Origin of the sequence: Yoonia sp. R78084 (assembly GCF_044595625.1) — a bacterium.
GTDB lineage: Bacteria > Pseudomonadota > Alphaproteobacteria > Rhodobacterales > Rhodobacteraceae > Yoonia.
In genome coordinates, this window is sequence record NZ_CP138993.1 from 609,059 (window position 1) to 631,615 (window position 22,557).

Sequence of the window (22,557 nt, forward strand, 5' to 3'; positions counted from 1 at the left end):
CCCTGAACTTAGGGAGATGAAGTGTTGACATATATACGCAAGACCGCTCGCGAATTCTCCGAGGCAGTGCGCGCATTTTCCTATGGTCGTTTTTCAACTTCGTCGCGGTCCCTTGCAGATGTGTCAGGCATTGTTGGGGCGCGTTGGATTGGAAGCGCCGAAAGATCGTCGGTCAACTTTCGCGCAGTGGCACCACGTGCCCGCAAAAACGCCGACCGTAACCGTGCGATCAACCGTCACCTGAAGGTCCGGGTCTCCAATACGGTGGATGATCAAATTTTGTGCAGCGAACCGCAGCTCATGCGGGAGCTAACTTGTTGATCGTAGGTCAATAAGTGAATTTTATAAGCTAGGAACCATGCAATGCTAATCAAAGACAAGACAAGCCCCCGCAAGATCAAGAGCCCCGCATCACAGCTGCGCGGCGTTTCGAAAATCGCGTTAGTTGCGCTTGCCGTGACGGCTGCGCCGTCCGCGGGCATCTTTACCGCAGAGCCCGCAGTGGCACAGCGCATTGACCAGTCTCTTTACAATGGCGGGAAGGCCCGGGTTAACCGCTCAGCCAGCCTGCGTACACTGACTGAAGCAGTGGCGTCTGCCAGTTGCCGGGTGAATGCCGGAATCGGTGCCGAGAGCGCACAAGTGCAACTGGCCTCTGTACGCGCGGACTTTGACAAAATCATTGATGGCTTGATGAACGGGAACGCCGCCCTTGGCATGCCGGGTGCTGAAGGCAGTGCGCGCACGCTGAACGCCTTGACCACCACCGCAGAATTCTGGGGGCCGCTGGATGCAGCGGCGCAGCGTTTGGCATCCGGTGCGGGCACAGATGATGATGCCGCAACAATCAAAGCAGGATATGCCGACCTGTTCGAACAGACCGAAGTGTTGGCAGCCGTTGTTGCCGGGCAGTACACTGACCCGTTGCAGCTTTTGCAGAGTGACGCGACTGTTCTGAACTTTGCCGTCAGACAGCGCGCCCTTGCCTATCGCATGTCCCGTGCAATGTGTGAACTTGCAACTGGTACGGCGTCCGGGGATGCGCAGCAGGAATTGGCAACATCTGTCGATCAGTTCCAGCAAACGCTTCTTGCGCTGCGCGACGGCTTCCCGGGTGCGGGCATCAATCCTCCGCCGAATGATGCCGTTCGTGCCAGCCTTGAGAGCACCTACCAGATCTGGCTCGACCAGCGCGGGATCTTCGAGGCGGCTTTGGCCGGGCAGACACCATCCTCCCAAGATGTCGATGCCGCAGCCGCTTTGTCGGATGCGCTGTCGATCGCGATGAACAATACCATCACACTCTACCTTATCGCGACGCCCGGTCAGGACGGTGTCTATCGCGTGCCGCTTGAGGCCTACGCCCGTGAAGAACTGAGCAACTGGCTCACAAATCCGGACATGATCGCAGCGATCAAGGCGCAGAACGCAGCGCATGATGGCTTGTCAGAAGATGAAGTGATCGCACTTGACCAGCAATGGCGTGCGGAAGCGAGCGCAGGTGGCGGGCCACTGGTTGATAAACTCCTGTCGGCACCGGTGTCTGCCTGGTTGCTTGAACAGCAGGAAGCGACTGCAGGTTTTGTGACGGAAGTCTTCGTCATGGACAACAAAGGTCTGAACGTGGCGCAGAGTGCTGTCACCTCCGATTACTGGCAGGGCGACGAAGCGAAATGGCAGGAAACCTACTCAGTCGGTGCAGATGCTTTGCACATCAGCGAAGTCGAGTTCGACGACAGTACCGGTTTTTACCAGTCGCAGGGTTCAATGTCGATCACAGATCCTGAAACCGGTGAAGTGATTGGTGCGGTCACATTTGGTATCAATGTACAGAACCTGATGTAAGCGACCCCGCACGCAAGACAGCAGCCCCGTCGTGATTTCAGCTATTTAGGCTGAGCACGGCGGGGTTTTTTGTGTGATCTGTCGTCTTGGCGTTGTTGCGATACCTCGCGCAAGCGCGGCAAGTGGCGGTCGCACCTGACACAACGCATGGGCATACCTATCAAAGTCGTCTGTCATCACCTCTCTTATTCGCAGAACGCATCTTCCAACTGCCCTTCGGCTTGGCTAACCTATTGATAGTTATTCGAGAGGTGCATCAATGAATATGACTGATGTTGCGAAACGCGGGCTTGTGTTGTTGGGCTGCGGCAAGATGGGGTCGGCTATGTTGGAAGGGTGGTTACGCACCGGATTGCCGCCGACGTCAGTTTGGGTGATTGACCCCAATCCATCGGATTGGCTCAAGGAACAGGGTGTGGCCATCGGCGGACAGATCCCGCCTAATCCGGCCGTCGCGATCATCGCGGTCAAACCGCAGATGATGGCCGAGGCGCTGCCTGACGTGAAATCCTTGGGCAACGGCAAGACATTGGTCATCTCGGTCGCTGCGGGCACCCCGATCAGCACTTTTGAGGCGGTCCTCGGTCCAAAGACACCGATTGTGCGTGCCATGCCCAACACGCCCGCCTCTATCGGACGTGGCATCACCGCGATCATCGGGAATGAAATGGTGCAAGCGGATCATCTGGACCTGTCCGAGGCGCTTATGCTGTCGGTAGGCGATGTTGTCCGGCTGGACGCAGAAGACCAGATGGATGCGGTCACGGCAATCTCGGGCTCGGGTCCGGCTTATGTGTTCCATTTGATTGAATCCTTGGCCGCTGCCGGCATGGCGCAGGGTTTGTCGGCAGAGCTTTCGATGCAGCTTGCCAAAGCCACTGTCGCCGGTGCGGGTGATCTGGCCGAGCAATCGGATGAAAACCCCGCGCAGTTGCGCACGAATGTGACGTCGCCCAATGGCACCACGCAGGCCGCACTTGAGGTGCTGATGGACGCCAAGACAGGGTTTCCGCATCTGTTGCGCCGCGCGGTTGCGGCGGCGGCGAACCGGTCGCGCGAGTTGGCGAATGGGTGAGATTTCCTTTGACGATTTCCTGAAGGTCGATGTGCGCGTCGGCACCGTCCTGCGCGCCGAAGCCTTTCCCGAAGCCCGTAAGCCCGCGATCAAACTCTGGATCGATTTCGGCGGGGATATCGGTGAGAAAAAGACCTCGGCCCAGATCACCGCGCATTACGCGCCTGAGGCTCTGGTTGGCCGTCAGGTGATGGCTGTTGTGAATTTTCCGCCCCGCCAGATTGGCAAGTTCATGTCTGAAGTTCTGGTGCTGGGCCTGCCGGACGCGGACGGCGAAATCGTCTTGATCGGCCCGGACCACCCCGTACCCCTAGGAGGACGTCTACATTGAAAAAACTGCTGATCACCCGCCAACTGCCCGAGGCCAATCTGGCTGCCGCCCGTGCGCGTTTTGACGTGACTGTGCGTGATACTGCCGTGGGTCTGACGATGGTTGAGGCGGCGCAGGCCCTGGCGGAGTATGATGCGATTTTGCCGACTTTGGGGGATCAGTTTACTGCCGAGGCCTTTATTGGTGATCTGCGGTGCAAGGTGCTGGCGAATTTCGGGGTGGGGTATAACCACATTGATGTGGAGGCCGCGGGTATGGCCGGTGTGCTTGTCTCAAACACACCCAATGTGGTGACGGATGCCACCGCCGATATCGGGCTGACCCTGATCCTGTCCGTTTGCCGCAGGGCAGGCGAGGGCGAGCGGTTGGTGCGTGCCGATCAATGGACCGGCTGGGGCCCGACGCAGATGCTGGGCACCCATGTGACGGGCAAGACCGTCGGGATCGTCGGTATGGGCCGGATCGGGCAGGCTGTGGCGCGGCGCTGTCATTACGGGTTCGAGATGCCGGTGAAATTCTATAACCGCTCTCCCAAGACTGTGGATTTCCCCGCCGAACAGGTCGAAAGCCTGACGGCATTGATGGGCGCATGCGATATAATCGTGGTCACGGTCCCCGGGGGCGGCGAGAACACGCATATGATTGATGCCGCTGCATTGGCTGCGATGAAGCCTACGGGGATCTTCGTCAATATCGCGCGCGGGGATGTTGTGGACGAGGCGGCGTTGATTGCAGCCTTGCAGGCGGGCCAGATTGCAGGCGCAGGCCTTGATGTGTTTGAACATGAACCTCATGTGCCGGATGCGTTCCGCGCGCTGGAGAACGTCGTGCTGCTGCCGCATCTGGGCACGGCCGCGCTTGAAATCCGTGAAGCAATGGGCCAGATGGCGCTGGACAATATCATCGCATGGGAAGAAGGGCGCCCGTTGCCGCAGGCCGTGTGACGGATTGCCCGCAGAACGGGTCTGGATCGCGACGCGCGCAGGGGCTATATCGACCGTAACATGCGTCACCTAGCTTATCAGTTCAGCCGGCTTTTTCTGACCTTCGCGGTACTTGTCGCGATGGCGGGCGCGGGTTTTGCGCATCGCTTTGCGACACCCGAGGTCGATGACAGCCTGCTTGCCTATGTGGCGGCCGGTGGTGCGCTGGGCGATATCTGTAACGATACGGGTCAAGCGGACGCTGGTGGCGGCCATTGTGACGCTTGCCGATTGGTCTACGGGGCCGTCGTCCCAACTGCTGCGATACTTTCCCCCTCAGAACTTGAAGCAAATCTGCTGCAGGTCGGGCGTTATGCCGCACCTGCGCCGTTCGCACCCGCTGCGAACCCCGCGTGTCCGGTGCGCGCGCCGCCAATGGTTTGATCTTTCCCTCACTGAAATGATCAAACACCCGCGGCCCGGGAAGGGACCGCACATTGGAGATACTCTTATGAAACTTATGTCCTACGCGGCTGTTGCCGCCCTTAGCGTATTTGCGTCCACTGCAACCGCACATGAATACAAGATCGGTGATCTTGTGATCGACCATCCGATGGCTTTTGAAACCGCGCAGACCGCGCAAACGGCTGGTGGGTTCATGACCATCACGAATACCGGCGACACAGCGGATCGGCTGCTTGCGGTGGAGGCAGACTTTCCGCGTGTCGAAGTCCACACCACCGAAATGGACGGCGATGTGGCCCGCATGATCCATCTGGAAGAGGGGCTTACGCTGCCCGCCGGTGAAACTGTGACGCTGCAGCCTGGCGGCTTTCATGTGATGTTCATGGGCCTTGGCGGTGATCCGTTCGAGGTTGACGAACAGGTGCCCGCAACGCTGGTTTTCGAGAACGCAGGTCGGATAGACGTTATGTTCACTGTCGAAGCGCGTGGCATGAATGATCATGGTGGGATGAACCACGGTGACATGGACCACAGCACGCATCAAATGGGCAACTGATTGCCTGATGGCGGGCCGCCGCCTATGTGGCCCGCCGTACCCTAGCCTTGCAGGCGATCCGCCTTTTTGCGCACCAGCACGCTGCGCAGATCATGCATGGCCATCAAGAGATCATCCGTGACCTGTTCCAACTGCGCATCCGTCGCTTTGGCCTGCGCCCAGTGTGCCGTCAGGTTCAGATGGTCGATTGCGCGATGGATATTCTCCATGTCACGCGCTGCCAGCAGGTTCAGGCGTGCTTTGAGCCAATCGCCGATGACGCGCTCTTCGTCCGGACTCAGCGTCGCGTCGCCGTGTGGTTTGAAATCGCCTCGGTTTGTGTTCACGACGGCGATCTGTTCCATCTCGATGCGGCGTTCGCGGTTTGCGGTGTTGATCCGGAACACTGCTGCGCCATTCTCGCGGATGCGGAAATAAAGCTCGGGCAGGTCTGTCATGTCAGGCCTTCGCAGAAGGTGATGATCCGCTGGCAGGCCTCTTTGAGTGCTGCATCAGACGTGGCATAGCTGACACGGAAATTGGGGGACAGGCCAAAGGCCGCGCCAAAGACGACTGCGACGCCTGTTTCTTCCAGCAGTGCCGTTGCGAATGTTTCATCATTGTCGATCACCGTGCCCGCCGCCGAGGTCTTGCCGATGCAGCCTGCGATGGACGGGTAGACATAGAACGCGCCTTCGGGTTTCGGGCAGACAATTCCGGGTGCCTTGTTGAGCATTTCGACCACCAGATCGCGGCGGCGTTCGAACAGCGTGTTGTTCGGGGCAAGGAAATCCTGCGTCCCGTTCAGGGCCTCGACCGCTGCATATTGGCTGACGGAGCAGGGATTCGAGGTGGATTGCGATTGTACCTTGCGCATCGCTTTGATCAGCTCTTCCGGTCCTGCCGCATAACCGATGCGCCAGCCTGTCATGGCATAGGCTTTGGAGACGCCATTCACTGTCAGCGTGCGGTCGTAAAGCTGCGGTTCGACCTGTGCGGGCGTGCAGAATTTGAAATTGCCGTAGGCCAGATGCTCGTACATATCGTCGGTCATGATCCAGACATGGGGATGGCGCAGCAAGACGTCCGTCAGCGCTTTCAGTTCGGACCAGCTATAGCCTGCACCTGTCGGGTTGGAAGGCGAGTTGAACAGGAACCATTTTGTCTTGGGCGTAATCGCTGCCTCAAGCTGGTCTGCGGTGATTTTGAAGTTTGCTTCCAGCGAGGCCTCAACCGTCACCGGTGTACCACCCGCCAAGAGCACCATATCAGGATAGCTGACCCAATAGGGGGCAGGGATGATGACCTCGTCACCGGGGTTCAGGGTGGCCATGAAGGCATTATAGAGAACCTGCTTGCCGCCTGTGCCGACGGTGACCTGCGCGGGGGTATAGGCCAGATCATTGTCGCGCTTGAATTTGGCGCAGATCGCCTCTTTCAATTCGGGGATACCATCAACTGCGGTGTATTTCGTTTTGCCTGCCGCAATGGCCGCGACGGCGGCGTCCTTGATGTTCTGGGGCGTGTCGAAATCAGGCTCGCCCGCGCCAAGGCCGATCACATCGCGGCCCGCGGCCTTCAGTTCGGCGGCCTTTGTCGTGACGGCGATTGTGGGGGACGGTTTGACGCGAGACAGTGTCGCAGAAAGAAAGGTCATAGGATCATCCGGTGGTAAAAAGGCGCTGTCTATGACATAGGATGCAAGACTGCCCCATGGCAAGCAATTGAAGGAGCAACCGATGGCGAGTGATCAGGACTGGTACAGCGAAGAGATTGCCACATTTGGCGACCGTCTGGCGGGGGCACGTGAGGCGGCAGGCCTGACGCAGCAAGCACTGGCCGAGAAGCTGGGCGTGAAACCGAACACAATTGCGGCTTGGGAGAACGACACCAAGGAACCCCGCGCGAACCGTTTGCAGATGGTATCGGGTGTTATAGGTGTGTCGATGAGCTGGCTCTTGACCGGCGAAGGTGAAGGCCCCGACGCCCCCGATAGCGAAGCCGCCTTGACCAGTGATCTGGTTGATCTGCTGGCCGAGATGCGTGTGCTGCGCGGCCAGATGCAGCAATCGAGTGAAAAACTGGGGCGGCTGGAAAAGCGCCTGCGCAAAGCCTTGAAGGACCAAGATGTCTGAGACACGTGAGACAATGATCAAGCGCCTGCGGATGCGATCCATGCGGCGCGGGATCAAGGAAATGGATCTGATCCTGTCGGCCTTTGCCGACGCGCATCTGGCAGAGTTCTCTGATGAGGGCTTGGCACTCTATGACCGGCTCTTGTCCGAGAATGATCACGACATCTATTGCTGGATTGGCGGACAGTTTCCGACACCCCCCGAGTACCTTGATCTTGTGACACGGATTTCGGCAGAGGCAGAAGGGGTCACGCGGCCCGCATAAAGAGGCGGACTGTGCTTAACCGAATATTGGTTGTTTCGTTTTATCCCAAATTGCGGAGATCAAATGGAGCAACAGATTTATGAGCATTCATACCGATTTGGACGACGTCGGAACGACCGACCTGCCGGGCGCGCGCAGTGTGGCCTTCATGGATTCCTACCTTGATGCCTTGAACCTTGTTGAGCGATTGCACCGTCTGCTGCTTGATGTGATCAAGGATGAGTTTGAACGCGTCGGTCTGCTCGAGATCAACCCTGTGCAGGCTTTGCTGCTGTTCAATGTCGGCGATAATGAGGTCACGGCGGGCGAGCTGAAATCGCGGGGATATTATCAGGGTTCGAACGTGTCCTATAACCTCAAGAAACTTGTGGACGCCGGTTACATGCACCATCAGCGCAGCGAAATCGACCGCCGTTCTGTCCGCGTGCGGCTGACGGAAAAAGGGCGCGGTGTGCACGTTCTGGTAGCGCGGTTGTTCCGGACCCATTCCGAGGGTCTGATGGATCGTGGCGTGCTGGACCAAAAGGGTGTTGAAGATATTACCGGAGCGTTGAGGCGGGTGGAGCGTTATTGGACTGAACAGATCCGCTACATCTATTGATCGCATAGGTTGCGGCAAAAGGTCTTGGTCAGCGCGGTTGATTTGTTCGTCCAGCCGATGTTCCTTTTGCGCGGTGTTATTAACGATCATTGTGGTTTTGCGGGTCGTCACGGGATGTGGCGGCCCGTCTTCAACATAAGCGGCACCTCTGGCGCCAATCAGTCCGCTTCAGGGGTGACTGCGCCAATGACCAGACTGGTCAGTTCACGCAGCAGTTTACGTTCCATCGCAGCGGCATAATCCGCAAAGCCGTGTGCTATCTCGACGAAGGCGTCAGGGCCGCGCACGACAGCGTCCAGATAATAGGCCGACAATTCCGCAACCTCGGAAATCCGCCTGTCATCGCCGGATCCAATGACAAGCCCGTTGACCGTTGCGCCGGTCGGGGTGTGGATATGGCCGATATCCTGCGGGCGCGGCCCGGCGTTGTTATACCCGTCCCCTGAAAGATCCAGCGTCCGTTTCCAACATGCGGGGCGTTGTTCCAGAAAAGCGAATCCCGCCAGCAGAGCCGCGCCGATCGCAGTGGTCGGGGCGGCCGGGTTGCGCGGATGGTTGCGCAGGGCCAGTGTCACGCCGGCCAAATCATCCGGTGTCGCAAGCTGTGTCCACGGGACGATAACGGTCTGATCGCTGGGACCGCTCCATTCGTAGATAAGCACATCTATCGGGGCGTCGGGCCCGTCGAAGAGCACGTCACGCACCGCGTCGCTGTTCAGTGCGGTGGCCAGGCCATCCAATTGCATGCGGTACTCTACCGCATCCACCGAGCCGGATACATCAAGCCCGAATGCGAGTGCCTGCCGACAGGCCGCCTCGGCAAGGCCGGGCAGTGCAAGAAAGAGAAGGGCAAGGCGGATCATCCGTCTGTACCTTGCCCGGTGTCCATCTGACCAACCGCCAGGGCGGAAAGCTCGCGCACGAGCTTGCGCTCCATCGCGGCGGCGTAGTCGTCGAAGTTCTGCGCCACTTCGACAAAGGCCACCGGCCCACGGATGACATTTTCGCGGTAATAGACTTCGAGATCGGCCAGCGCGGTGCGGCTGACCTGATCGCCAAAAAAGTTGCCCGACCCGACGACGAGCCCGTTGACCGTGACACCTGTGGGGGTCGCACTGTCCGGAATGTCTTCTGGGAGCGGCCCGGTATTGGTTTCGCCATCGCCTGACAAATCAAGGGTGCGGATCCAGCAATCTGCATGGTCTTCCAGATAGGAAAACCCTGCAAGCAATGCCGATCCGACAGCTGTGGTCGGTGCGGGCACGCCCCGTTCATGCGCCCGCAGACGCGCGCTGATGGCCGCGATATCTGCGGGAGTGTTGATTGTTGTCCAAGGCACGATGACCGTTTGATTGACTGGCCCGCTCCATTCAAAGACATGCAGGCGGACCGGTGCGTCGGGTTGTAGAAAAAGGATATCTATGACGACCGGCGCGTTCAAAGCGGCGATCACCCCTTCAAGCTGAAGTTCATATTCGGATTGATCGACCGAGCTTGAAACATCCAGACCAAGCGAAAGCGCCTGTCGGCAAGCTGCCTGCGCGATGCCCGGCAAGAGCATCACAAACAGGCATACCCGCATCATCCTTCGGCCTCGCTACGTGCCTGCGCGCGCCCGATAATCTGGGAAGACAGTTCGCGCACCAGTTTACGACGCATTGCATCCTCGAAATCGGCAAAGCCGTAGGCGACCTCGAGAAAGGCGTTCGGGCCGTAGATGACCTCTGCCAGATAATAGTCGCGGGCGGTGTTGTCTGGCGCGGCGACCGCCAGCCCATTCACCGTGACCCCATCAAAGGGATAAGCCTTATAGGCGCTCGAGGGACCAAAGCCGTCATTGTTGACGCCATCCCCGGCCATATCAATGGTCTGAAACAGGCACGGTGGGGCGGATCGCAGTTTGATGGATGCATAACCCAGCGCATAGCCCATCGCCGTCGGCATATCGCTGACGCTTCTTGTGCTGTTGTTCAACGCCTCTGCCGCCAAGAGCAGGTCGGCAGGCGACCGGATTAGCGTCCAGTTCAAAAGATCGGTCTGGTTATACTTTCCGCTCCACTCAAAGATTTGCAGCGCTACAGGATCGGGGCTGGTGAAAAAGGCCTCTTGCACCTCGGGTGCGAGCAGGGCCGCCGCAAGGCCACCACGCTGAAACCTGTCCTCATCGGCATCGACCGAGGACGAGACATCAAGCGCAAGCACAAGCGCAAGGCGGCAGGCCTCAACGGGGGCTGCCGCCATGCAAAGGCAGAACAGGACGCCGGATTTTACCAATGGCCCGTGTTTTCCATGCTGGCCCAAGGTTCGGCCGGAGGCAGGTTGTCGCCTTCCTGCAAAAGTTCGATCGAGATGTTATCTGGCGAACGCACAAAGGCCATATGTCCGTCGCGGGGCGGTCGGTTGATGGTCACGCCATTGTCCATCAGATGCTGGCAGACCTCGTAGATGTTGGACACGCGGTAGGCAAGATGCCCAAAGTGCCGGCTGTCCGAGGGCAGCCCCTCATCGCCATCCCAGTTGTAAGTCAGTTCAACAGGGCATTCTTCCTGTCCGGGTGGCGCCATGAAAAGTAGGGTGAAACGCCCGGCTTCACTGTCCATCCGGCGTGTTTCTTTCAGGCCGAGGAGTTCGTAAAAGGCGATGGATTTCTCAAGGTCTTTGACGCGGACCATCGTGTGTAGGTATTTCAGGGACATTTGGTGCTCCGTTTCGGTATTGTCTCCAATAGCCTAGTCCGTCGCGCGGGACAGTAAATGCCCGCGCCGTCATTTTGAGGAATGAACGCGTTTGGCCGCGTTCCTCTCCTGCTGGCCATGCAGGCGGTCAGGTACCGTCAGACATGAGCCATGACCGGCAGGATATCGGGGGTGTCGGCATGCGTCTCACTGGTTCCGGTATACCATGTCGTCAACAAACTGATGCGCGGTGCATCCCCGAGTTTTGTTTTGTCCACGCGTTCAAACCCGTGCCAGCCGGGGCGCTTTTTGCGGCCGTTCCCCGAAAAGAAAATACCGCCATTGGGCAGAAACGGTGCGCGGCGCAGTTCACGATGGGCCGGACGAAACGGCCTTTGCCATTTGGGGGCGTAATCATAGAGCGAAGTGCCCAGACCATCGAGGCTGTCGTCCGCGGGCAGGTAAATGAGCATGGTCGCAACCCGGGGCAGGTCGTCAAAATGTGGTGCCATGTAGTAGGATTCTGTCTCGAAACGCAGCGCTGTGCTGACAAAGACCTTTTGATTGTTGACCTGTGATATGTCGACGTTCAGGACCGGTGCGAGGTCTTCGGCAAGCCCGTCAAAAACCGCTGATTTCACTTTATCCGACATAATTGCCGCGCCTACCGCCCACCAGAGGCTTTGCTGGTCTTTGCTGATCCGCGCGACACCAATTTCGGGCAATTCAATCAGATCGCGGGTGGAAACACCGTCCTTGTCATGGAAAAGCTCAAGGCTCATTGGGCGAAATGCATCTCGTGCTGGAATGTTTTGCAGCATGCGCTGGTAGACATCGTCGGGAAAAAGCCCTGACAGCATGGCATGTTGGCAAGGGACCGTGTCGACTGCCGAGGCTCTTATCGCTTGCGCCATATGATCCGCAATGCGTGCGCACAGTTTCACGTCGGTTTCCATTGTCTTATTCCTTTGTGAAATGGCTTTTGCGCCTTCACGGGTCGAAACCAACCACGCCTAACGCTTTTGTGCAAAAGTAGCCCTGTGATATTGGGGAGAGCAAGCGTTTTAAATGGAAGGCCTGGGCGTTGGCGGAACACTGACAGGCATGCGGGCGCTTATTCAGTGCTGCTCTGTAGATGGAGAAAGCAACGGGCGCAGACATGAAAAATCATCGGCGCCTTATTTTTCGCGCAGCTGGTACAGCGTTCGCCTCAATCATTTTTCGGAGGACCAATGGCAGTCCCTAGGGGAATCGAACCCCTCTTTCCAGGTTGAAAACCTGGCGTCCTAACCGATAGACGAAGGGACCGCAGTTGGTGTGGCGCTTTTAGGGAAACCACGCGGGGCGCGCAAGAGGCTTTTTTCGTTTTTTGCAGGCTATTTTCAGTGGGCGGGTGCGGCGTCTTCAAGCCTTAATTGCACGGACTGCCGGCCTTGCCAGCTATTGATTTCAAGCCGCCCCGCCAGGTGGAACCGTGCCCCGTTATGATTGAGCAGCATTGGCCCCATTGGTCCGTCCATTGCGCCGAAACTGATTCCATCAATCCGCCCGCCCAAGCCATCGCCGAAGCTGATTTTCAGATGGTTCGCCCCCACCTGTTTGGCAAAGTGGATCTGGCAATCGGGGAAGGCAAAACGCGGGGCAGGGGCACCTGCGCCGAAAGGGCCTGCGTCCTCAATCTGGTTGATCAGGTCCACGGTGGCGGCACCGGGCATCAGGATGCCGCTAATAATGAGGTCTGCGGGGCCGATGTCAGCGGCCCCCTGTTTTGCGAGTAGGTCGCCCAAACGCGCCATGGCTTCATCCAGCTTGTCGCGCGCAACGGTCAGGCCAGCCGCCATTTTATGCCCGCCGCCTTTGATCAACAGCCCCTCTTGCGCGGTGCGCTGGATTGCAGCCCCCAGATCAACACCGGATACCGAACGGCCCGAGCCTTTGCCTTCGTCGCCATCCAACCCGATGACGATGGCGGGGCGGTTGGTGGCCTCTTTCAGGCGTGCGGCGACGATGCCCACAACACCGGGGTGCCAGCCTTCGCCTGCGGCCCAGACCAGCGGCCCGTCAAGTCCGCGTGCGGTGGCCTGCTCCAGTGCCATGTCGCGCACCTGCGCTTCGACCTCGCGGCGTTCAGTGTTTAACGCGTCCAGTTTGGCGGCCATCGATTCGGCTTCATGCCGGTTGTCACAGGCCAAGAGCCGCGCGCCAAGGTCAGCTTTGCCGATGCGCCCGCCGGCGTTGACGCGCGGGCCCAGCAGGAACCCGAGGTGATAGCTGGTTGGTGCCTGGTCAAGCCCTGCAACATCGGCAAGAGCGGTTAAACCGATGCGGCTACGCCGTGCCATCACGGTCAGCCCTTGGCGCACAAAGGCGCGGTTCACACCGATGAGCGGGGCCACATCGGTGACGGTCGCAAGACCCACGAGATCAAGCATCGCCATCAGATCGGGGCCTTTCTGGCCTGCTTCGCGCAATTGCCGGTTGGCATCGACCAGCATCAGAAACACGACAGCCGCCGCGCAGAGATGCGCAAGATCGCCTGTCTCATCCTGCCTGTTGGGGTTCACGACCGCCACCGCATCTGGCAGCGTCTCGCCGCCCAAATGGTGGTCGAGCACGATGACATCGGCGCCTTTGGCCGCCGCAATCGGTCCATGCGAGAGCGTGCCGCAATCGACGCAGATAATCAGATCGTGGTCGCGCGCAAGGGCGGCCATGGCCTCATCATTGGGGCCGTAGCCTTCGTCAATCCGGTCGGGCACATAAAGCGTCGCTTGCCGCTCCATATCGCGCAGCCAGCAGATGAGCAGGGCCGCCGAGGTGCCGCCGTCCACGTCATAATCCGCGAAAATGGCGATGCGTTCGTTCTTATCCAGCGCCTGCAAAAAACGCTTTGTTGCCGCATCCATGTCTTTCAGAACGCGCGGGTCCGGCAAAAGGTCACGCAAGGTCGGCGCAAGAAAGCCGGGGGCGTCCTGTGCGCTGACACCGCGCCGCACCAGCACACGGCAAAGCGGGGCGGGCAGGCCGGTTTCCTGGGCCATCGCCTCTGACAGCCGGTCTTCTTCCACGCTGGGACCAACCCAGCGCCGACCCGTCGCAGAGACAGTCACATTCAAAAATGCGGGTTTATCTAGGGGTGTATTCATTACCTGACACACTATGCGGTGTGCCAGCGTTTGGCCACGGCTTCCTGCGCGTCGTGGCCAAAAATCCGCGTCTAGCTGGTTGGGTTGCGATAGATCATACGCCGCACCGATCCGGTCTTGGAGCGCATCAGGATCGTTTCAGCGGTCACAAAGCCGACCTCGCGCTTGATGCCCGGCACGAGCGATCCGTCGGTCACACCGGTCGCAGCAAAGATCACATCGCCTGTCACCATGTCATCGCGGGTATAGACGCGGTCGAAATTCGTGATGCCTGCTTTCTTGGCGCGGCCACGTTCGTCATCGTTGCGGAACAGCAAACGGCCAAAGATCTGCCCGCCCATGCATTTCAGTGCGGCTGCGGCCAGAACACCTTCTGGCGCCCCGCCGGAACCCATATACATATCAATGCCGGTCACGTCGGGTTCGGCGCAATGCATCACACCGGCCACGTCACCGTCAGTGATCAAACGGATTGCGGCACCGGTGCTGCGGATTTCCGCGATCATGTCTTCGTGGCGCGGGCGTTCCAGTACACAGACGGTGATATCGTTGGTCGAACAGCCTTTGGCGGCGGCGAGCGCCGAGACACGCTCGGAGGGGGACATATCAAGGGTCACAACGCCGGGGCGCAGGCCGGGGCCGACAGCGAGCTTGTCCATATAGACGTCAGGCGCGTGCAGCATCGACCCGCGCGGTCCCATCGCAATCACGGCCAGCGCGTTGGGCATGTCTTTTGCGGTCAGTGTCGTGCCTTCCAGCGGATCAAGGGCGATATCCACGCCGGGGCCGTTGCCAGTGCCCACTTCCTCACCGATGAACAGCATCGGGGCTTCGTCGCGTTCGCCCTCGCCGATGACCACCACGCCTGCGATATCAAGCTTGTTCAACTGGGTGCGCATGGCATCCACCGCGGCCTGATCTGCCGCCTTTTCGTCGCCGCGTCCGATCAGCGGGGCGCATGCGATGGCCGCAGCCTCGGAGACGCGGGCGAGGCCCAGAGACAGGTTGCGATCGTTGAAATCAAGTGCGGCGGGCATCAGCAAAGTCCTTTTGTAACGTACCCCACCTAAAGCCTGTCCGCGCCCGGGCTACAAGCCTGTTTGCGCTAAACCGCCTCGATGCGGATTGCGACAGGGGTGCCGCTGACCACGCCGGTGGATTTGAAATCGGAAAGCGCCTCTTCCAATGCGGTCCGTGTCGTCTTGTGGGTGACGATCAGAACGGGTGCTGTTGTGTCCGTGTGGTCATACTGGCGCATCCGATCGATCGAAATGCCTGCTTCGCCCAAGGCGTGCGCAACTTTTGCCAACGCCCCCGGTTTGTCGAGCAGTTTCAGGCGCAAGTAATAAGGAGCGGGCACAGCGGCGCGCGCGGCGCGTGCCTTGCGCAGGGTGTTCGCGGGCTGGCCAAAGGTCGAGATGCGGCACCCGCGCGCGATATCCATCACATCGCCCATCACGGCACTTGCAGTAGGGCCTTCGCCCGCGCCGGGGCCGCGCAGAACGATCTGGTTGACCGCGTCACCTTCGAGCACGACCATATTGGTGCCGCCCTGCAACTGGCCAAGCGGTGATGTGTCGGGGACAAGGCAAGGCGACATCCGCTGTTCCAGACCGCGACCTGTCATTTGTGCCACGCCCAGGAGTTTGATTTTAAAGCCCATGTCGGCGGCCTGATGGATGTCCTCGATGGTCACCGAACCGATCCCTTCAAGCTCGACCGAGTCGAAATCAACCTGCGTGCCGAAGGCAATAGAGGCCAGAAGCGCGAGTTTGTGACCCGCATCAATGCCGCCCACGTCCAATTCGGGATCGGCTTCGAGATAGCCCAGTTGATTGGCCTCTTCGAAGACGGCCTCATAGCTGAGCCCCGCATCTTCCATGCGTGTCAGGATGTAGTTGCAGCTGCCGTTCATCACACCCATGACGCGGGTGATTTCATTGCCCGCAAGCCCTTCGGTCAGGGATTTGACCACGGGGATACCCCCTGCGACAGCCGCTTCAAAGCGGATCACGTGCCCTGCGTTCTCGGCCGCTTCGGCGAGCGCCTGGCCGTGGATCGCAAGCAAGGCCTTGTTGGCGCTGACGATGTCTTTGCCAGTGGCGATGGCCGCTTCGGTTGCATCTTTGGCGGGGCCTTCGTGGCCGCCCATCACTTCGATGAAAAGATCAATGTCATCACGTTTTGCAAGGGCGACGGGGTCGTCCTCCCATGCATAGGCGGACAAATCCACGCCGCGATCCTTGGTTTTGGACCGTGCCGAGACCGCGATGATTTCAACAGGGCGGCCTGCGCGCAGCGCCAGCAACGCGCCATGTTTCTGCACAATCCGGACAATGCCCACACCCACGGTGCCAAGTCCCGCGATCCCAAGGCGAAGTGGTGTTGTCATCTGCATCTGTCCATCGTTGTGCTACGTCAGCACGGGTCTAGCGAATGCGCGCGGCTACTGCAACGCGCCGATGTCAATCTGGCGCAGTTGGTCCGCGCGGGCCTGCAATGCGGCGATGCGGGCCTGCAAATCCGCGTCCTCAGACGCAGAAACGGGCGGTAGTGATGGGAGCTGTGTCAATGTGGGGTAAGGCGCCTGTCTTGCGGCATCGCTGATCGTGCCGTCCAGCGCTGGAAAAGTGGCACAGGCGGGGATCAGCAGAAAGGGAAGGGGCCAAAGGTGACGCATGATTGCCACCATACCTGCGGTCGCAGGGCGGGGGCAACTGCCGATGAGGGGTTTCCAAATGAACAAGCGTTCAGTTAAATGGCTGTTATGGCACGCAAGCAAGGTTCCCACTCTGATATCACCGGCCCAAGGGTGCGCGATGCGGCGTTGCGACTGATCGCACGGCACGGCTATGCGGCGGTGTCGATGCGCCAGATCGCGGCGGAAGTCGGTATTCAGGCGGGCGCGCTTTACAACTACACGCCGGATAAGCAGACCCTTTTGTTCGACCTGATGCAGGGTCATATGACTGATCTGCTCGCCGCGCTGAAAGCGGCTGATTTGCAAGGCAATAGCCTTGCGCGGCTGGAAGGGTTCACAAGGTTTCATATCCGGTTTCATTTGCCGCGCCCCGATCAGGTGTTTGTCTCCTATATGGAACTCCGCAACCTGACGGATGAGAATTTCGCAGCTGTCGAGGCGCTGCGGCGGGCCTATGAGGATGTGCTTGAAAACATCCTCAGGGATGGTGAAGCCGAGGGCGTTTTTGCTGTGCCTGATCCGCGCATTACCACAATGGCGCTGATTGCGATGCTGACAGGGATCAGCAATTGGTATCGTGCAGGCGGGCGGCTTGAGAGCGACAAAATTGAAGCGATCTACTGGGACATGGTCCGCCGCGCCGTGACAGCCTCTGCAAGGTAGGATAAGGCCTCTGCAGTCACGGAGACAAATCATGTTCCAACCAGATGAAAACGGGGTTCTTGCGGTCGTAGAGGCCTCGCCCGCGCGCCGCATTTTTGCCTATGGTGTCCTGTTCGGATTAGGCGCACTGGTGGTCTATCTGACGCTCCTGCACCCCCCCGCGTTTCACTGGATGGTGTTTATGCTGGTGTTCGGTGTGTTGATGCTCTGGCAGGCAGAACGGCTCCGCCGTGCGACCCATGTTACCATCGCGCTGACGGAAACAGAGCTGCGCGATAGCACCGGCACCGTTCTGGCGCGGATTGACGACATTCGCAGCGTTGATCGGGGTGTTTTTGCCTTTAAGCCGTCAAACGGGTTTACCTTGGTGCTGCGCAGCAAAAAGCCCCGCGCATGGCTGCCGGGGCTTTGGTGGCGCTTTGGGCGCCGTGTTGGTGTGGGTGGCGTGACAAATGCCGGTCAATCCAAATTCATGGCTGAACGCATCAGCATGATGATCAAGGATTAACCCGGTCCGCAGAGCTCCGCGCTTGCATTGGTTATAAAGCAAAGCCGCGGGCCGCGTGGACGGATGACCATGTCGTTGGTAAATGTCAGGTCTTCCAGATTGGTCACTGTGAAAGGGCCCAAACCGATATTGAATGGCGCGTCATATTCTGTGCGTGTTTCAATGTAGATCGCGTGGTCGAACTCTCTCATATTGGGCAAACGCCCCGATTGGCCGATGGCGTTGATCTGGGCATTGGTGAGGTTTCCACCATCCATGCCACGATTTCGGGACCATACGGTGCGGAATTCGCCATCAGCACGTTGACGGTAGACTGTCACGCGCAGGTCAGGATTGGCTTCCTCGAAAGTGAGTTCACGAAGGACTTCACGGGCGTTGTTCAGGTAATTGTTGTCTACAGAGCCTTCGCGGCTGAACATCTCTGCAAGCGTAATTGTCGCGCGGACAGAGTTTGTTTCGACGCGGTAGACATCGAAGTAAACAAAAGTCGACAGGAAGACCCACAGCAGGATGGGCACGACCAGCAAGAGTTCGATGGCCATTGAACCCTGCTCATCATCGCGGAACTGTCGCGCAAGATGGGTTGCTTTGTTCATCATGGTTCTGCCCTGAATGGTTCAACCACAAATGCGCTGGTCGCAACCAGCGCGTAGGAGTCGCCCGCCGCCAAATCACCGTCATTGGCCTCAATAAAAGCCTTGCCGAGATTTGAGGTAGGCAGGAACGGGTCAATCCGGATGCAGGCACGCAGGAACATCAATTCGTTATTTGCTGTTCCGTCCAAAGTGCCGATGTTCGGATTGGACAGATCGCCGCGGTCAACACAGCGGATGTTGTTGTCCAGCGGCACCCAATTCGTACGGACATCACGCTGGATCAACTCGACTTCGAGTTGGTTCATGCAGTCCGGCAGGATCCGTGCACTTGCACAGATGCCCTCACGCAATTCGCGGCGCAACTCAAGCGAGTCCGAACTCGTCGATGCGTCCGATGCGCACATTCCTGACTGTGACATCCACGCCGTGCTCCAGCATCACCTGCCGCGACGAATACACACCTGACTCGTAGGTCATCAGGAAAAAGCCAAAGAAAACAGGGAACACCAACACGATTTCAATGGATGCAGTGCCGCCGTCATCTTTCAAGAAGCGCTGTATCAGGTCTTTCATAGCGTTCAGTTCCCTTACAAGCTCAAACGCAATGCGGTGATCTGGTCTGCGATTGTCTCAAAGATATCGTTCAGGCCAGGCTCGTCGGGGTCGTTTGTGATCGTTGTCATAAACGCGTTCTCGGTTCTGCTTGCGCAGTCTCGCATTGTATCGTTTTGCACGCCCATTGAGATTGTGAAGATTTCCTTCACCTGTACCCGCGCAAGGTTGCAAAGGCTCTCCAACTTATTGTTGAGCTCTGTCGTTGTCCCGATTGATTGTGACATGGCGGTATAGGGGCTGACGTCGTAGGTCCACTGTGTCTGCCAATCGCCATCATAGCGCGCAACGTAAGATCCCGAAGATTCCGAAAAGGCGACCCGCTCATCGTACTCGTCATAGAAGTCTACATCGTCTCCGTAACCTTCCCGCCGAAGACGGCTTGAGGAAACCGTCAGACCGTCCGTCATAATGACGATAAACTTTGACGTTGTCGTGTCGGTATATTCCGCTGGTCGTATGCCACGGAACGCTTCGTCCACTGTCTGGATGCGGTCGATCAGGGGGCGCATGGATGGATCAAGCAACGAAACACCCCACTTCATTCCGCGATGGATTGATGTGTTGACCGTCGGATAAAAGGCATCGATGGCGTCGTGCAGTTCTTCGACATCCTGCGACATAAGGATGATGCCGTGCTCCGGATCTTCCGAGCAGGGTTCCCATCCAAAATAGTTGTTGTTGCTACCGCCATAGAAGTCGACATGCTCGACCTGCTGATAAGTGCGGTTAATGTCAAAGGTAAGCGTTTCATATTCGGCATCTTCGAACGTCACGCAACGCGATGGGTTGATGAAGTAGTCCTCGCCATCTGCCCAGTCGACATTGATCACGCCATCTTCCCAAGGTGGCTGCAGCGTGGCACCCTCGGTGTCAGGCCCGTATGGGTTACCGAATTCGTCCTCTGTTTCACCGTTGAGCACCCACTTGTACTCGGGTGGGACCGCATAGCCGTCTTCGATGCCGCCGAAAGAGCTACCAACTTCATCACTTTCATTGATCCCGTCAGGCGTTGTCCGCAGCGCCATGTAGAGATCATCGCGAAGCCGGACGTGCTGCGAGTAGGCAATCAGGTTAATCGAGACACGATCTTCATATTCGGGCAGCAAAAGGTCCGAAACAAACTGCTTCGCAGCCTGTTGCAGGAAGAACATTCGGGTCTCCCAGCCGGTCACGGTGATAATCTCTCCGTTTTCATCGCGCCGGATGTTTCCGTTGGCGTCATACTGGGTAATCGGACCTTGCATCCAGTTGCCCATCGAACCTGAAATATCGAGGATCAGGGAAACTTCGACATTGCCAGTCCCCTGGATCGCGCTGGCACTGGCGGGCGCCGACAATGTGTCCATTCCGACGAACCGCAGAAAGAACGTGTCCATATCGATTTGCGAATTCAGCGTGATCGTACTGCCATTTGCATTCTTGTCGATATCAGGTTCACCAATAATCGTGCCGCCATAGCCTTCGGCGACGAAGAAGTCGGTGATGATTGCTCCGGGATCGCGGTCATCATTAAGATTCGCAGCAGCCAGAACGGCGCGGTCCGAAACGCTCTGCAGCTTTGTCCGCTCGGACTCAAAACGCATGAAATCGACGGCCATACCGCCGACGACCAGCATCGAGATAAGCAAGATGAGCGTCAGGACAATCAGACCACCATCCTCGTCCTTCTTGAACTGGCGAATAAAAGCGAGTTGTTCCAGATAGGCACGACGCGTTTCTTGTAGCTTTTTGAGCTTGTTTTCACGGTTCTTAAAATTCAACATCATCAGATCCCCAGGCGTTCGGCGCATCAATGTGGCGCTGGCAGGCTTTAAACTCGTATTTATTACCACATTCAGCATTTTGATGTGGCAAAAAAATGGCGAGGTGCTGTGGCGCGCCTAATGGGTCGCATGTTGGTTGATACAGTTCAACGTTTCATCGGGTACTGTAATTTTTTCGGAAACAGTGGGCGGAATTGTGAGGCCAAAAGACCACAAAATGAGCGACAAATGCATATTGCCTGCGGCGTGACCGTGAGGGGAGCGAATCGATTTCATCTGAAAATACGGGGTTTTGATCCATTGTATCATGCCGGCCAAAAGCGTGTTTTTTGTGGTGCTGCTACCTCAGGGTCGCTGGCCAGCGTCGCAGTGTCGAAAAGGAGATATGCAACAGGTCCTGCCCCTTGCTAGGCTCACCCAGGACCAGAAGGGATGGGGCATGGGATATTCCGGCTTTCGCGTGATCAAAGAGGGGTTGTTTGGCCAGAAAGGCTGGAAGCCGGTTTGGCGCGATCCCGCACCGAAAGCGGCGTATGATGCGGTCATTATCGGTGGTGGTGGACACGGGCTATCGACCGCATTCTATCTGGCCAAAGAGCATGGAATGACCAATATCGCTGTGCTGGAAAAGGGTTACATCGGCGGCGGCAATGTGGGGCGGAATACGACCATTGTGCGCGCGAATTACTTCTTGCCCGGCAACTCCGAGTTCTACTCCCATTCGCTGAAAATGTGGGAAACACTGGAGCAGGAGTTGAACTACAACGTCATGCATTCGCAGCGCGGGTTGATCAATCTGTTCCATTCCGACGGCCAGCGCGATGCCTTTGCGCGCCGGGGCAATGCGATGATTAACCAGGGTGATGATGCGATCCTGTTGGACCAAGACGGCGTGCGCGAATATCTGCCCTATCTCGATTTCGACAACGTGCGCTTCCCGATTTATGGCGGCCTTTACCACCCGCGCGGTGGCACGGCGCGCCATGATGCGGTGGCTTGGGGCTATGCGCGCGGCGCGGACCTGCGCGGCGTTGATATCATCCAGAATTGCGAGGTCACGGGCATTGATATCGAAGGTGGCGTCGTGAAAGGCGTGCAAACCACGCGCGGGGCGATCAGGGCCAAGAAAGTGGGCATTGTGGTTGCCGGACGTTCAAGCCAGGTGGCAGCGATGGCGGGGATGCGATTGCCCATAGAAAGCCATGTTCTACAGGCCTTTGTGACCGAGGGGCTAAAGCCTGTGATCGACCATGTTGTCAGTTTCGGAATGGGCCATTTCTACATCAGCCAGTCCGACAAGGGCGGGCTGGTTTTTGGCGGCGATATTGATTTTTATGCTTCTTACGCCGCACGGGGCAACCTGCCGATGAAAGAGCATGTGATGGATGCGGCGATGACCTTGATGCCGATGATCGGCAAGGCAAAGGTGCTGCGTTCCTGGGGCGGGATCATGGATATGACGCCGGATGGATCGCCTATTATCGACAAAACGCCAACGGAGGGGCTCTTTATCGATTGTGGCTGGTGTTACGGCGGGTTCAAGGCTGTACCCGGATCGGGGTTCAGCTTTGCGCATCTGATGGCGACCGGTCAGCATCACGCGCCTGCGGCAAAGTTCCGGTTGGACCGCTTCCGCACCGGTGCGGGCTTGATGGATGAAGAGGGCACGGGCTCTCAGCACAACCTGCACTAGGGGCTGGCGTGCGAGTTTTGAG

At 58.2% G+C, this 22,557-nt stretch carries 27 protein-coding genes and 1 tRNA gene; 12 read left to right on the forward strand and 16 right to left on the reverse strand.

The window, feature by feature from the left end; genetic code table 11:
• Nucleotides 1–363: 363 nt before the first annotated feature.
• From SJY29_RS03235 to SJY29_RS03260, 6 genes are all read left to right on the forward strand, one after another.
• Nucleotides 364–1,845: a type IV pili methyl-accepting chemotaxis transducer N-terminal domain-containing protein gene (locus tag SJY29_RS03235; RefSeq protein WP_400086756.1), complete on the forward strand. Its 1,482-nt coding sequence runs from the start codon at nucleotides 364–366 to the stop codon at nucleotides 1,843–1,845.
• Nucleotides 1,846–2,104: 259 nt separating this feature from the next.
• Nucleotides 2,105–2,920, forward strand: coding sequence for a pyrroline-5-carboxylate reductase (gene proC, locus SJY29_RS03240; protein ID WP_110280032.1), 816 nt, complete (start codon nucleotides 2,105–2,107; stop codon nucleotides 2,918–2,920).
• Nucleotides 2,913–3,251, forward strand: a complete 339-nt coding sequence (locus SJY29_RS03245; RefSeq protein WP_110280033.1) for a tRNA-binding protein — start codon at nucleotides 2,913–2,915, stop codon at nucleotides 3,249–3,251. The genes proC and SJY29_RS03245 overlap by 8 nt, the downstream gene beginning before the upstream one ends.
• Nucleotides 3,248–4,195, forward strand: a complete 948-nt coding sequence (locus SJY29_RS03250) for a D-glycerate dehydrogenase (protein WP_110280034.1) — start codon at nucleotides 3,248–3,250, stop codon at nucleotides 4,193–4,195. Before SJY29_RS03245 ends, SJY29_RS03250 begins: the two co-directional genes overlap by 4 nt.
• 60 nt (nucleotides 4,196–4,255) lie before the next feature.
• Nucleotides 4,256–4,618, forward strand: a complete 363-nt coding sequence (locus SJY29_RS03255; protein ID WP_400086760.1) for a hypothetical protein — start codon at nucleotides 4,256–4,258, stop codon at nucleotides 4,616–4,618.
• 67 nt (nucleotides 4,619–4,685) lie between these two features.
• Complete coding sequence (locus SJY29_RS03260) at nucleotides 4,686–5,195, forward strand: copper chaperone PCu(A)C (RefSeq protein WP_400086762.1); 510 nt, start codon at nucleotides 4,686–4,688, stop codon at nucleotides 5,193–5,195.
• Between the two features lie 41 nt (nucleotides 5,196–5,236).
• Here the strand turns inward: SJY29_RS03260 and SJY29_RS03265 are convergent, their stop codons facing one another.
• Together SJY29_RS03265 and SJY29_RS03270 are read right to left on the reverse strand one after the other, a co-directional pair.
• Nucleotides 5,237–5,632 (reverse strand): hypothetical protein, encoded by a 396-nt coding sequence (locus SJY29_RS03265; protein ID WP_400086764.1) that lies wholly within the window; start codon nucleotides 5,630–5,632, stop codon nucleotides 5,237–5,239.
• Nucleotides 5,629–6,831 (reverse strand): pyridoxal phosphate-dependent aminotransferase, encoded by a 1,203-nt coding sequence (locus SJY29_RS03270; RefSeq protein WP_400086767.1) that lies wholly within the window; start codon nucleotides 6,829–6,831, stop codon nucleotides 5,629–5,631. The genes SJY29_RS03265 and SJY29_RS03270 overlap by 4 nt, the downstream gene beginning before the upstream one ends.
• Before the next feature lie 82 nt (nucleotides 6,832–6,913).
• Between SJY29_RS03270 and SJY29_RS03275 the strand changes: the two genes are divergently transcribed.
• From SJY29_RS03275 to SJY29_RS03285, 3 genes are all read left to right on the forward strand, one after another.
• Nucleotides 6,914–7,309 (forward strand): helix-turn-helix domain-containing protein, encoded by a 396-nt coding sequence (locus SJY29_RS03275; protein ID WP_110280039.1) that lies wholly within the window; start codon nucleotides 6,914–6,916, stop codon nucleotides 7,307–7,309.
• Nucleotides 7,302–7,574: a succinate dehydrogenase assembly factor 2 gene (locus tag SJY29_RS03280; RefSeq protein WP_400086771.1), complete on the forward strand. Its 273-nt coding sequence runs from the start codon at nucleotides 7,302–7,304 to the stop codon at nucleotides 7,572–7,574. The genes SJY29_RS03275 and SJY29_RS03280 overlap by 8 nt, the downstream gene beginning before the upstream one ends.
• Nucleotides 7,575–7,653: 79 nt before the next feature.
• Nucleotides 7,654–8,175 (forward strand): MarR family winged helix-turn-helix transcriptional regulator, encoded by a 522-nt coding sequence (locus SJY29_RS03285; protein WP_110280041.1) that lies wholly within the window; start codon nucleotides 7,654–7,656, stop codon nucleotides 8,173–8,175.
• Nucleotides 8,176–8,333: 158 nt separating this feature from the next.
• On the opposite strand, the gene SJY29_RS03290 is transcribed toward SJY29_RS03285, so the two are convergent.
• From SJY29_RS03290 to SJY29_RS03335, 10 genes are all read right to left on the reverse strand, one after another.
• Complete coding sequence (locus SJY29_RS03290) at nucleotides 8,334–9,038, reverse strand: DUF1194 domain-containing protein (RefSeq protein WP_400086775.1); 705 nt, start codon at nucleotides 9,036–9,038, stop codon at nucleotides 8,334–8,336.
• Entirely contained in the window at nucleotides 9,035–9,760 is a 726-nt protein-coding gene (locus SJY29_RS03295; RefSeq protein ID WP_400086778.1) for a DUF1194 domain-containing protein, read from the reverse strand. Before SJY29_RS03295 ends, SJY29_RS03290 begins: the two co-directional genes overlap by 4 nt.
• Nucleotides 9,757–10,416 carry a DUF1194 domain-containing protein gene (locus tag SJY29_RS03300; protein ID WP_400086781.1) on the reverse strand — a complete coding sequence of 220 codons (660 nt, stop codon included), beginning with the start codon at nucleotides 10,414–10,416 and terminating at the stop codon, nucleotides 9,757–9,759. Before SJY29_RS03300 ends, SJY29_RS03295 begins: the two co-directional genes overlap by 4 nt.
• A 26-nt stretch (nucleotides 10,417–10,442) precedes the next feature.
• Nucleotides 10,443–10,871, reverse strand: a complete 429-nt coding sequence (locus tag SJY29_RS03305; RefSeq protein ID WP_400086784.1) for a VOC family protein — start codon at nucleotides 10,869–10,871, stop codon at nucleotides 10,443–10,445.
• Between the two features lie 137 nt (nucleotides 10,872–11,008).
• Complete coding sequence (locus SJY29_RS03310) at nucleotides 11,009–11,806, reverse strand: hypothetical protein (RefSeq protein ID WP_400086786.1); 798 nt, start codon at nucleotides 11,804–11,806, stop codon at nucleotides 11,009–11,011.
• A 277-nt stretch (nucleotides 11,807–12,083) separates the two neighbouring features.
• Nucleotides 12,084–12,158, reverse strand: a tRNA-Glu gene (locus SJY29_RS03315).
• A gap of 74 nt (nucleotides 12,159–12,232) precedes the next feature.
• Nucleotides 12,233–13,996, reverse strand: a complete 1,764-nt coding sequence (gene recJ, locus SJY29_RS03320) for a single-stranded-DNA-specific exonuclease RecJ (RefSeq protein ID WP_400086789.1) — start codon at nucleotides 13,994–13,996, stop codon at nucleotides 12,233–12,235.
• 71 nt (nucleotides 13,997–14,067) lie between these two features.
• A complete protein-coding gene (glpX, locus tag SJY29_RS03325) occupies nucleotides 14,068–15,033 on the reverse strand; it encodes a class II fructose-bisphosphatase (protein ID WP_055294578.1) in 966 nt (321 codons plus the stop codon).
• A gap of 68 nt (nucleotides 15,034–15,101) precedes the next feature.
• Nucleotides 15,102–16,388, reverse strand: a complete 1,287-nt coding sequence (locus SJY29_RS03330) for a homoserine dehydrogenase (RefSeq protein ID WP_400086793.1) — start codon at nucleotides 16,386–16,388, stop codon at nucleotides 15,102–15,104.
• A 54-nt stretch (nucleotides 16,389–16,442) separates the two neighbouring features.
• Complete coding sequence (locus SJY29_RS03335) at nucleotides 16,443–16,676, reverse strand: hypothetical protein (protein ID WP_400086796.1); 234 nt, start codon at nucleotides 16,674–16,676, stop codon at nucleotides 16,443–16,445.
• A gap of 87 nt (nucleotides 16,677–16,763) precedes the next feature.
• On the opposite strand from SJY29_RS03335, the gene SJY29_RS03340 reads away from it, so the two are divergent.
• Together SJY29_RS03340 and SJY29_RS03345 are read left to right on the forward strand one after the other, a co-directional pair.
• The gene (locus SJY29_RS03340) at nucleotides 16,764–17,360 is read left to right on the forward strand and encodes a TetR/AcrR family transcriptional regulator (RefSeq protein WP_400086799.1); all 597 of its coding nucleotides are present in this window, start codon (nucleotides 16,764–16,766) and stop codon (nucleotides 17,358–17,360) included.
• 31 nt (nucleotides 17,361–17,391) lie between these two features.
• Nucleotides 17,392–17,868, forward strand: a complete 477-nt coding sequence (locus SJY29_RS03345; protein ID WP_400086802.1) for a hypothetical protein — start codon at nucleotides 17,392–17,394, stop codon at nucleotides 17,866–17,868.
• On the opposite strand, the gene SJY29_RS03350 is transcribed toward SJY29_RS03345, so the two are convergent.
• From SJY29_RS03350 to SJY29_RS03365, 4 genes are read right to left on the reverse strand one after another with little or no spacing between them, the layout of a single operon-like run.
• Complete coding sequence (locus SJY29_RS03350; protein WP_400086805.1) at nucleotides 17,865–18,467, reverse strand: TadE/TadG family type IV pilus assembly protein; 603 nt, start codon at nucleotides 18,465–18,467, stop codon at nucleotides 17,865–17,867. The two genes, SJY29_RS03345 and SJY29_RS03350, sit on opposite strands and share 4 nt — an antisense overlap.
• Nucleotides 18,464–18,769, reverse strand: a complete 306-nt coding sequence (locus SJY29_RS03355; RefSeq protein WP_400086807.1) for a hypothetical protein — start codon at nucleotides 18,767–18,769, stop codon at nucleotides 18,464–18,466. The genes SJY29_RS03350 and SJY29_RS03355 overlap by 4 nt, the downstream gene beginning before the upstream one ends.
• Nucleotides 18,770–18,827: 58 nt before the next feature.
• Nucleotides 18,828–19,037 (reverse strand): TadE/TadG family type IV pilus assembly protein, encoded by a 210-nt coding sequence (locus tag SJY29_RS03360; RefSeq protein ID WP_400086810.1) that lies wholly within the window; start codon nucleotides 19,035–19,037, stop codon nucleotides 18,828–18,830.
• Between the two features lie 14 nt (nucleotides 19,038–19,051).
• The gene (locus tag SJY29_RS03365) at nucleotides 19,052–20,845 is read right to left on the reverse strand and encodes a TadE/TadG family type IV pilus assembly protein (RefSeq protein WP_400086813.1); all 1,794 of its coding nucleotides are present in this window, start codon (nucleotides 20,843–20,845) and stop codon (nucleotides 19,052–19,054) included.
• 436 nt (nucleotides 20,846–21,281) lie between these two features.
• Here SJY29_RS03365 and SJY29_RS03370 point away from each other — a divergent pair, with 436 nt between their 5' ends.
• Nucleotides 21,282–22,535 (forward strand): sarcosine oxidase subunit beta family protein, encoded by a 1,254-nt coding sequence (locus SJY29_RS03370; protein WP_400086816.1) that lies wholly within the window; start codon nucleotides 21,282–21,284, stop codon nucleotides 22,533–22,535.
• Nucleotides 22,536–22,557: the final 22 nt, after the last annotated feature.

Bases quoted from the DNA above. Each gene is read 5' to 3' on its own strand.
- SJY29_RS03235 (WP_400086756.1), top strand. From the start codon at position 364: ATGCTAATCAAAGACAAGACAAGCCCCCGCAAGATCAAGAGCCCCGCA.
- proC (WP_110280032.1), top strand. From the start codon at position 2,105: ATGAATATGACTGATGTTGCGAAACGCGGGCTTGTGTTGTTGGGCTGC.
- SJY29_RS03245 (WP_110280033.1), top strand. From the start codon at position 2,913: ATGGGTGAGATTTCCTTTGACGATTTCCTGAAGGTCGATGTGCGCGTC.
- SJY29_RS03255 (WP_400086760.1), top strand. From the start codon at position 4,256: ATGCGTCACCTAGCTTATCAGTTCAGCCGGCTTTTTCTGACCTTCGCG.
- SJY29_RS03260 (WP_400086762.1), top strand. From the start codon at position 4,686: ATGAAACTTATGTCCTACGCGGCTGTTGCCGCCCTTAGCGTATTTGCG.
- SJY29_RS03265 (WP_400086764.1), bottom strand. From the start codon at position 5,632: ATGACAGACCTGCCCGAGCTTTATTTCCGCATCCGCGAGAATGGCGCA.
- SJY29_RS03270 (WP_400086767.1), bottom strand. From the start codon at position 6,831: ATGACCTTTCTTTCTGCGACACTGTCTCGCGTCAAACCGTCCCCCACA.
- SJY29_RS03275 (WP_110280039.1), top strand. From the start codon at position 6,914: ATGGCGAGTGATCAGGACTGGTACAGCGAAGAGATTGCCACATTTGGC.
- SJY29_RS03280 (WP_400086771.1), top strand. From the start codon at position 7,302: ATGTCTGAGACACGTGAGACAATGATCAAGCGCCTGCGGATGCGATCC.
- SJY29_RS03285 (WP_110280041.1), top strand. From the start codon at position 7,654: ATGAGCATTCATACCGATTTGGACGACGTCGGAACGACCGACCTGCCG.
- SJY29_RS03290 (WP_400086775.1), bottom strand. From the start codon at position 9,038: ATGATCCGCCTTGCCCTTCTCTTTCTTGCACTGCCCGGCCTTGCCGAG.
- SJY29_RS03295 (WP_400086778.1), bottom strand. From the start codon at position 9,760: ATGATGCGGGTATGCCTGTTTGTGATGCTCTTGCCGGGCATCGCGCAG.
- SJY29_RS03300 (WP_400086781.1), bottom strand. From the start codon at position 10,416: ATGGCGGCAGCCCCCGTTGAGGCCTGCCGCCTTGCGCTTGTGCTTGCG.
- SJY29_RS03305 (WP_400086784.1), bottom strand. From the start codon at position 10,871: ATGTCCCTGAAATACCTACACACGATGGTCCGCGTCAAAGACCTTGAG.
- SJY29_RS03310 (WP_400086786.1), bottom strand. From the start codon at position 11,806: ATGGAAACCGACGTGAAACTGTGCGCACGCATTGCGGATCATATGGCG.
- recJ (WP_400086789.1), bottom strand. From the start codon at position 13,996: ATGAATACACCCCTAGATAAACCCGCATTTTTGAATGTGACTGTCTCT.
- glpX (WP_055294578.1), bottom strand. From the start codon at position 15,033: ATGCCCGCCGCACTTGATTTCAACGATCGCAACCTGTCTCTGGGCCTC.
- SJY29_RS03330 (WP_400086793.1), bottom strand. From the start codon at position 16,388: ATGACAACACCACTTCGCCTTGGGATCGCGGGACTTGGCACCGTGGGT.
- SJY29_RS03335 (WP_400086796.1), bottom strand. From the start codon at position 16,676: ATGCGTCACCTTTGGCCCCTTCCCTTTCTGCTGATCCCCGCCTGTGCC.
- SJY29_RS03340 (WP_400086799.1), top strand. From the start codon at position 16,764: ATGGCACGCAAGCAAGGTTCCCACTCTGATATCACCGGCCCAAGGGTG.
- SJY29_RS03345 (WP_400086802.1), top strand. From the start codon at position 17,392: ATGTTCCAACCAGATGAAAACGGGGTTCTTGCGGTCGTAGAGGCCTCG.
- SJY29_RS03350 (WP_400086805.1), bottom strand. From the start codon at position 18,467: ATGATGAACAAAGCAACCCATCTTGCGCGACAGTTCCGCGATGATGAG.
- SJY29_RS03355 (WP_400086807.1), bottom strand. From the start codon at position 18,769: ATGAACCAACTCGAAGTCGAGTTGATCCAGCGTGATGTCCGTACGAAT.
- SJY29_RS03360 (WP_400086810.1), bottom strand. From the start codon at position 19,037: ATGAAAGACCTGATACAGCGCTTCTTGAAAGATGACGGCGGCACTGCA.
- SJY29_RS03365 (WP_400086813.1), bottom strand. From the start codon at position 20,845: ATGATGTTGAATTTTAAGAACCGTGAAAACAAGCTCAAAAAGCTACAA.
- SJY29_RS03370 (WP_400086816.1), top strand. From the start codon at position 21,282: ATGGGATATTCCGGCTTTCGCGTGATCAAAGAGGGGTTGTTTGGCCAG.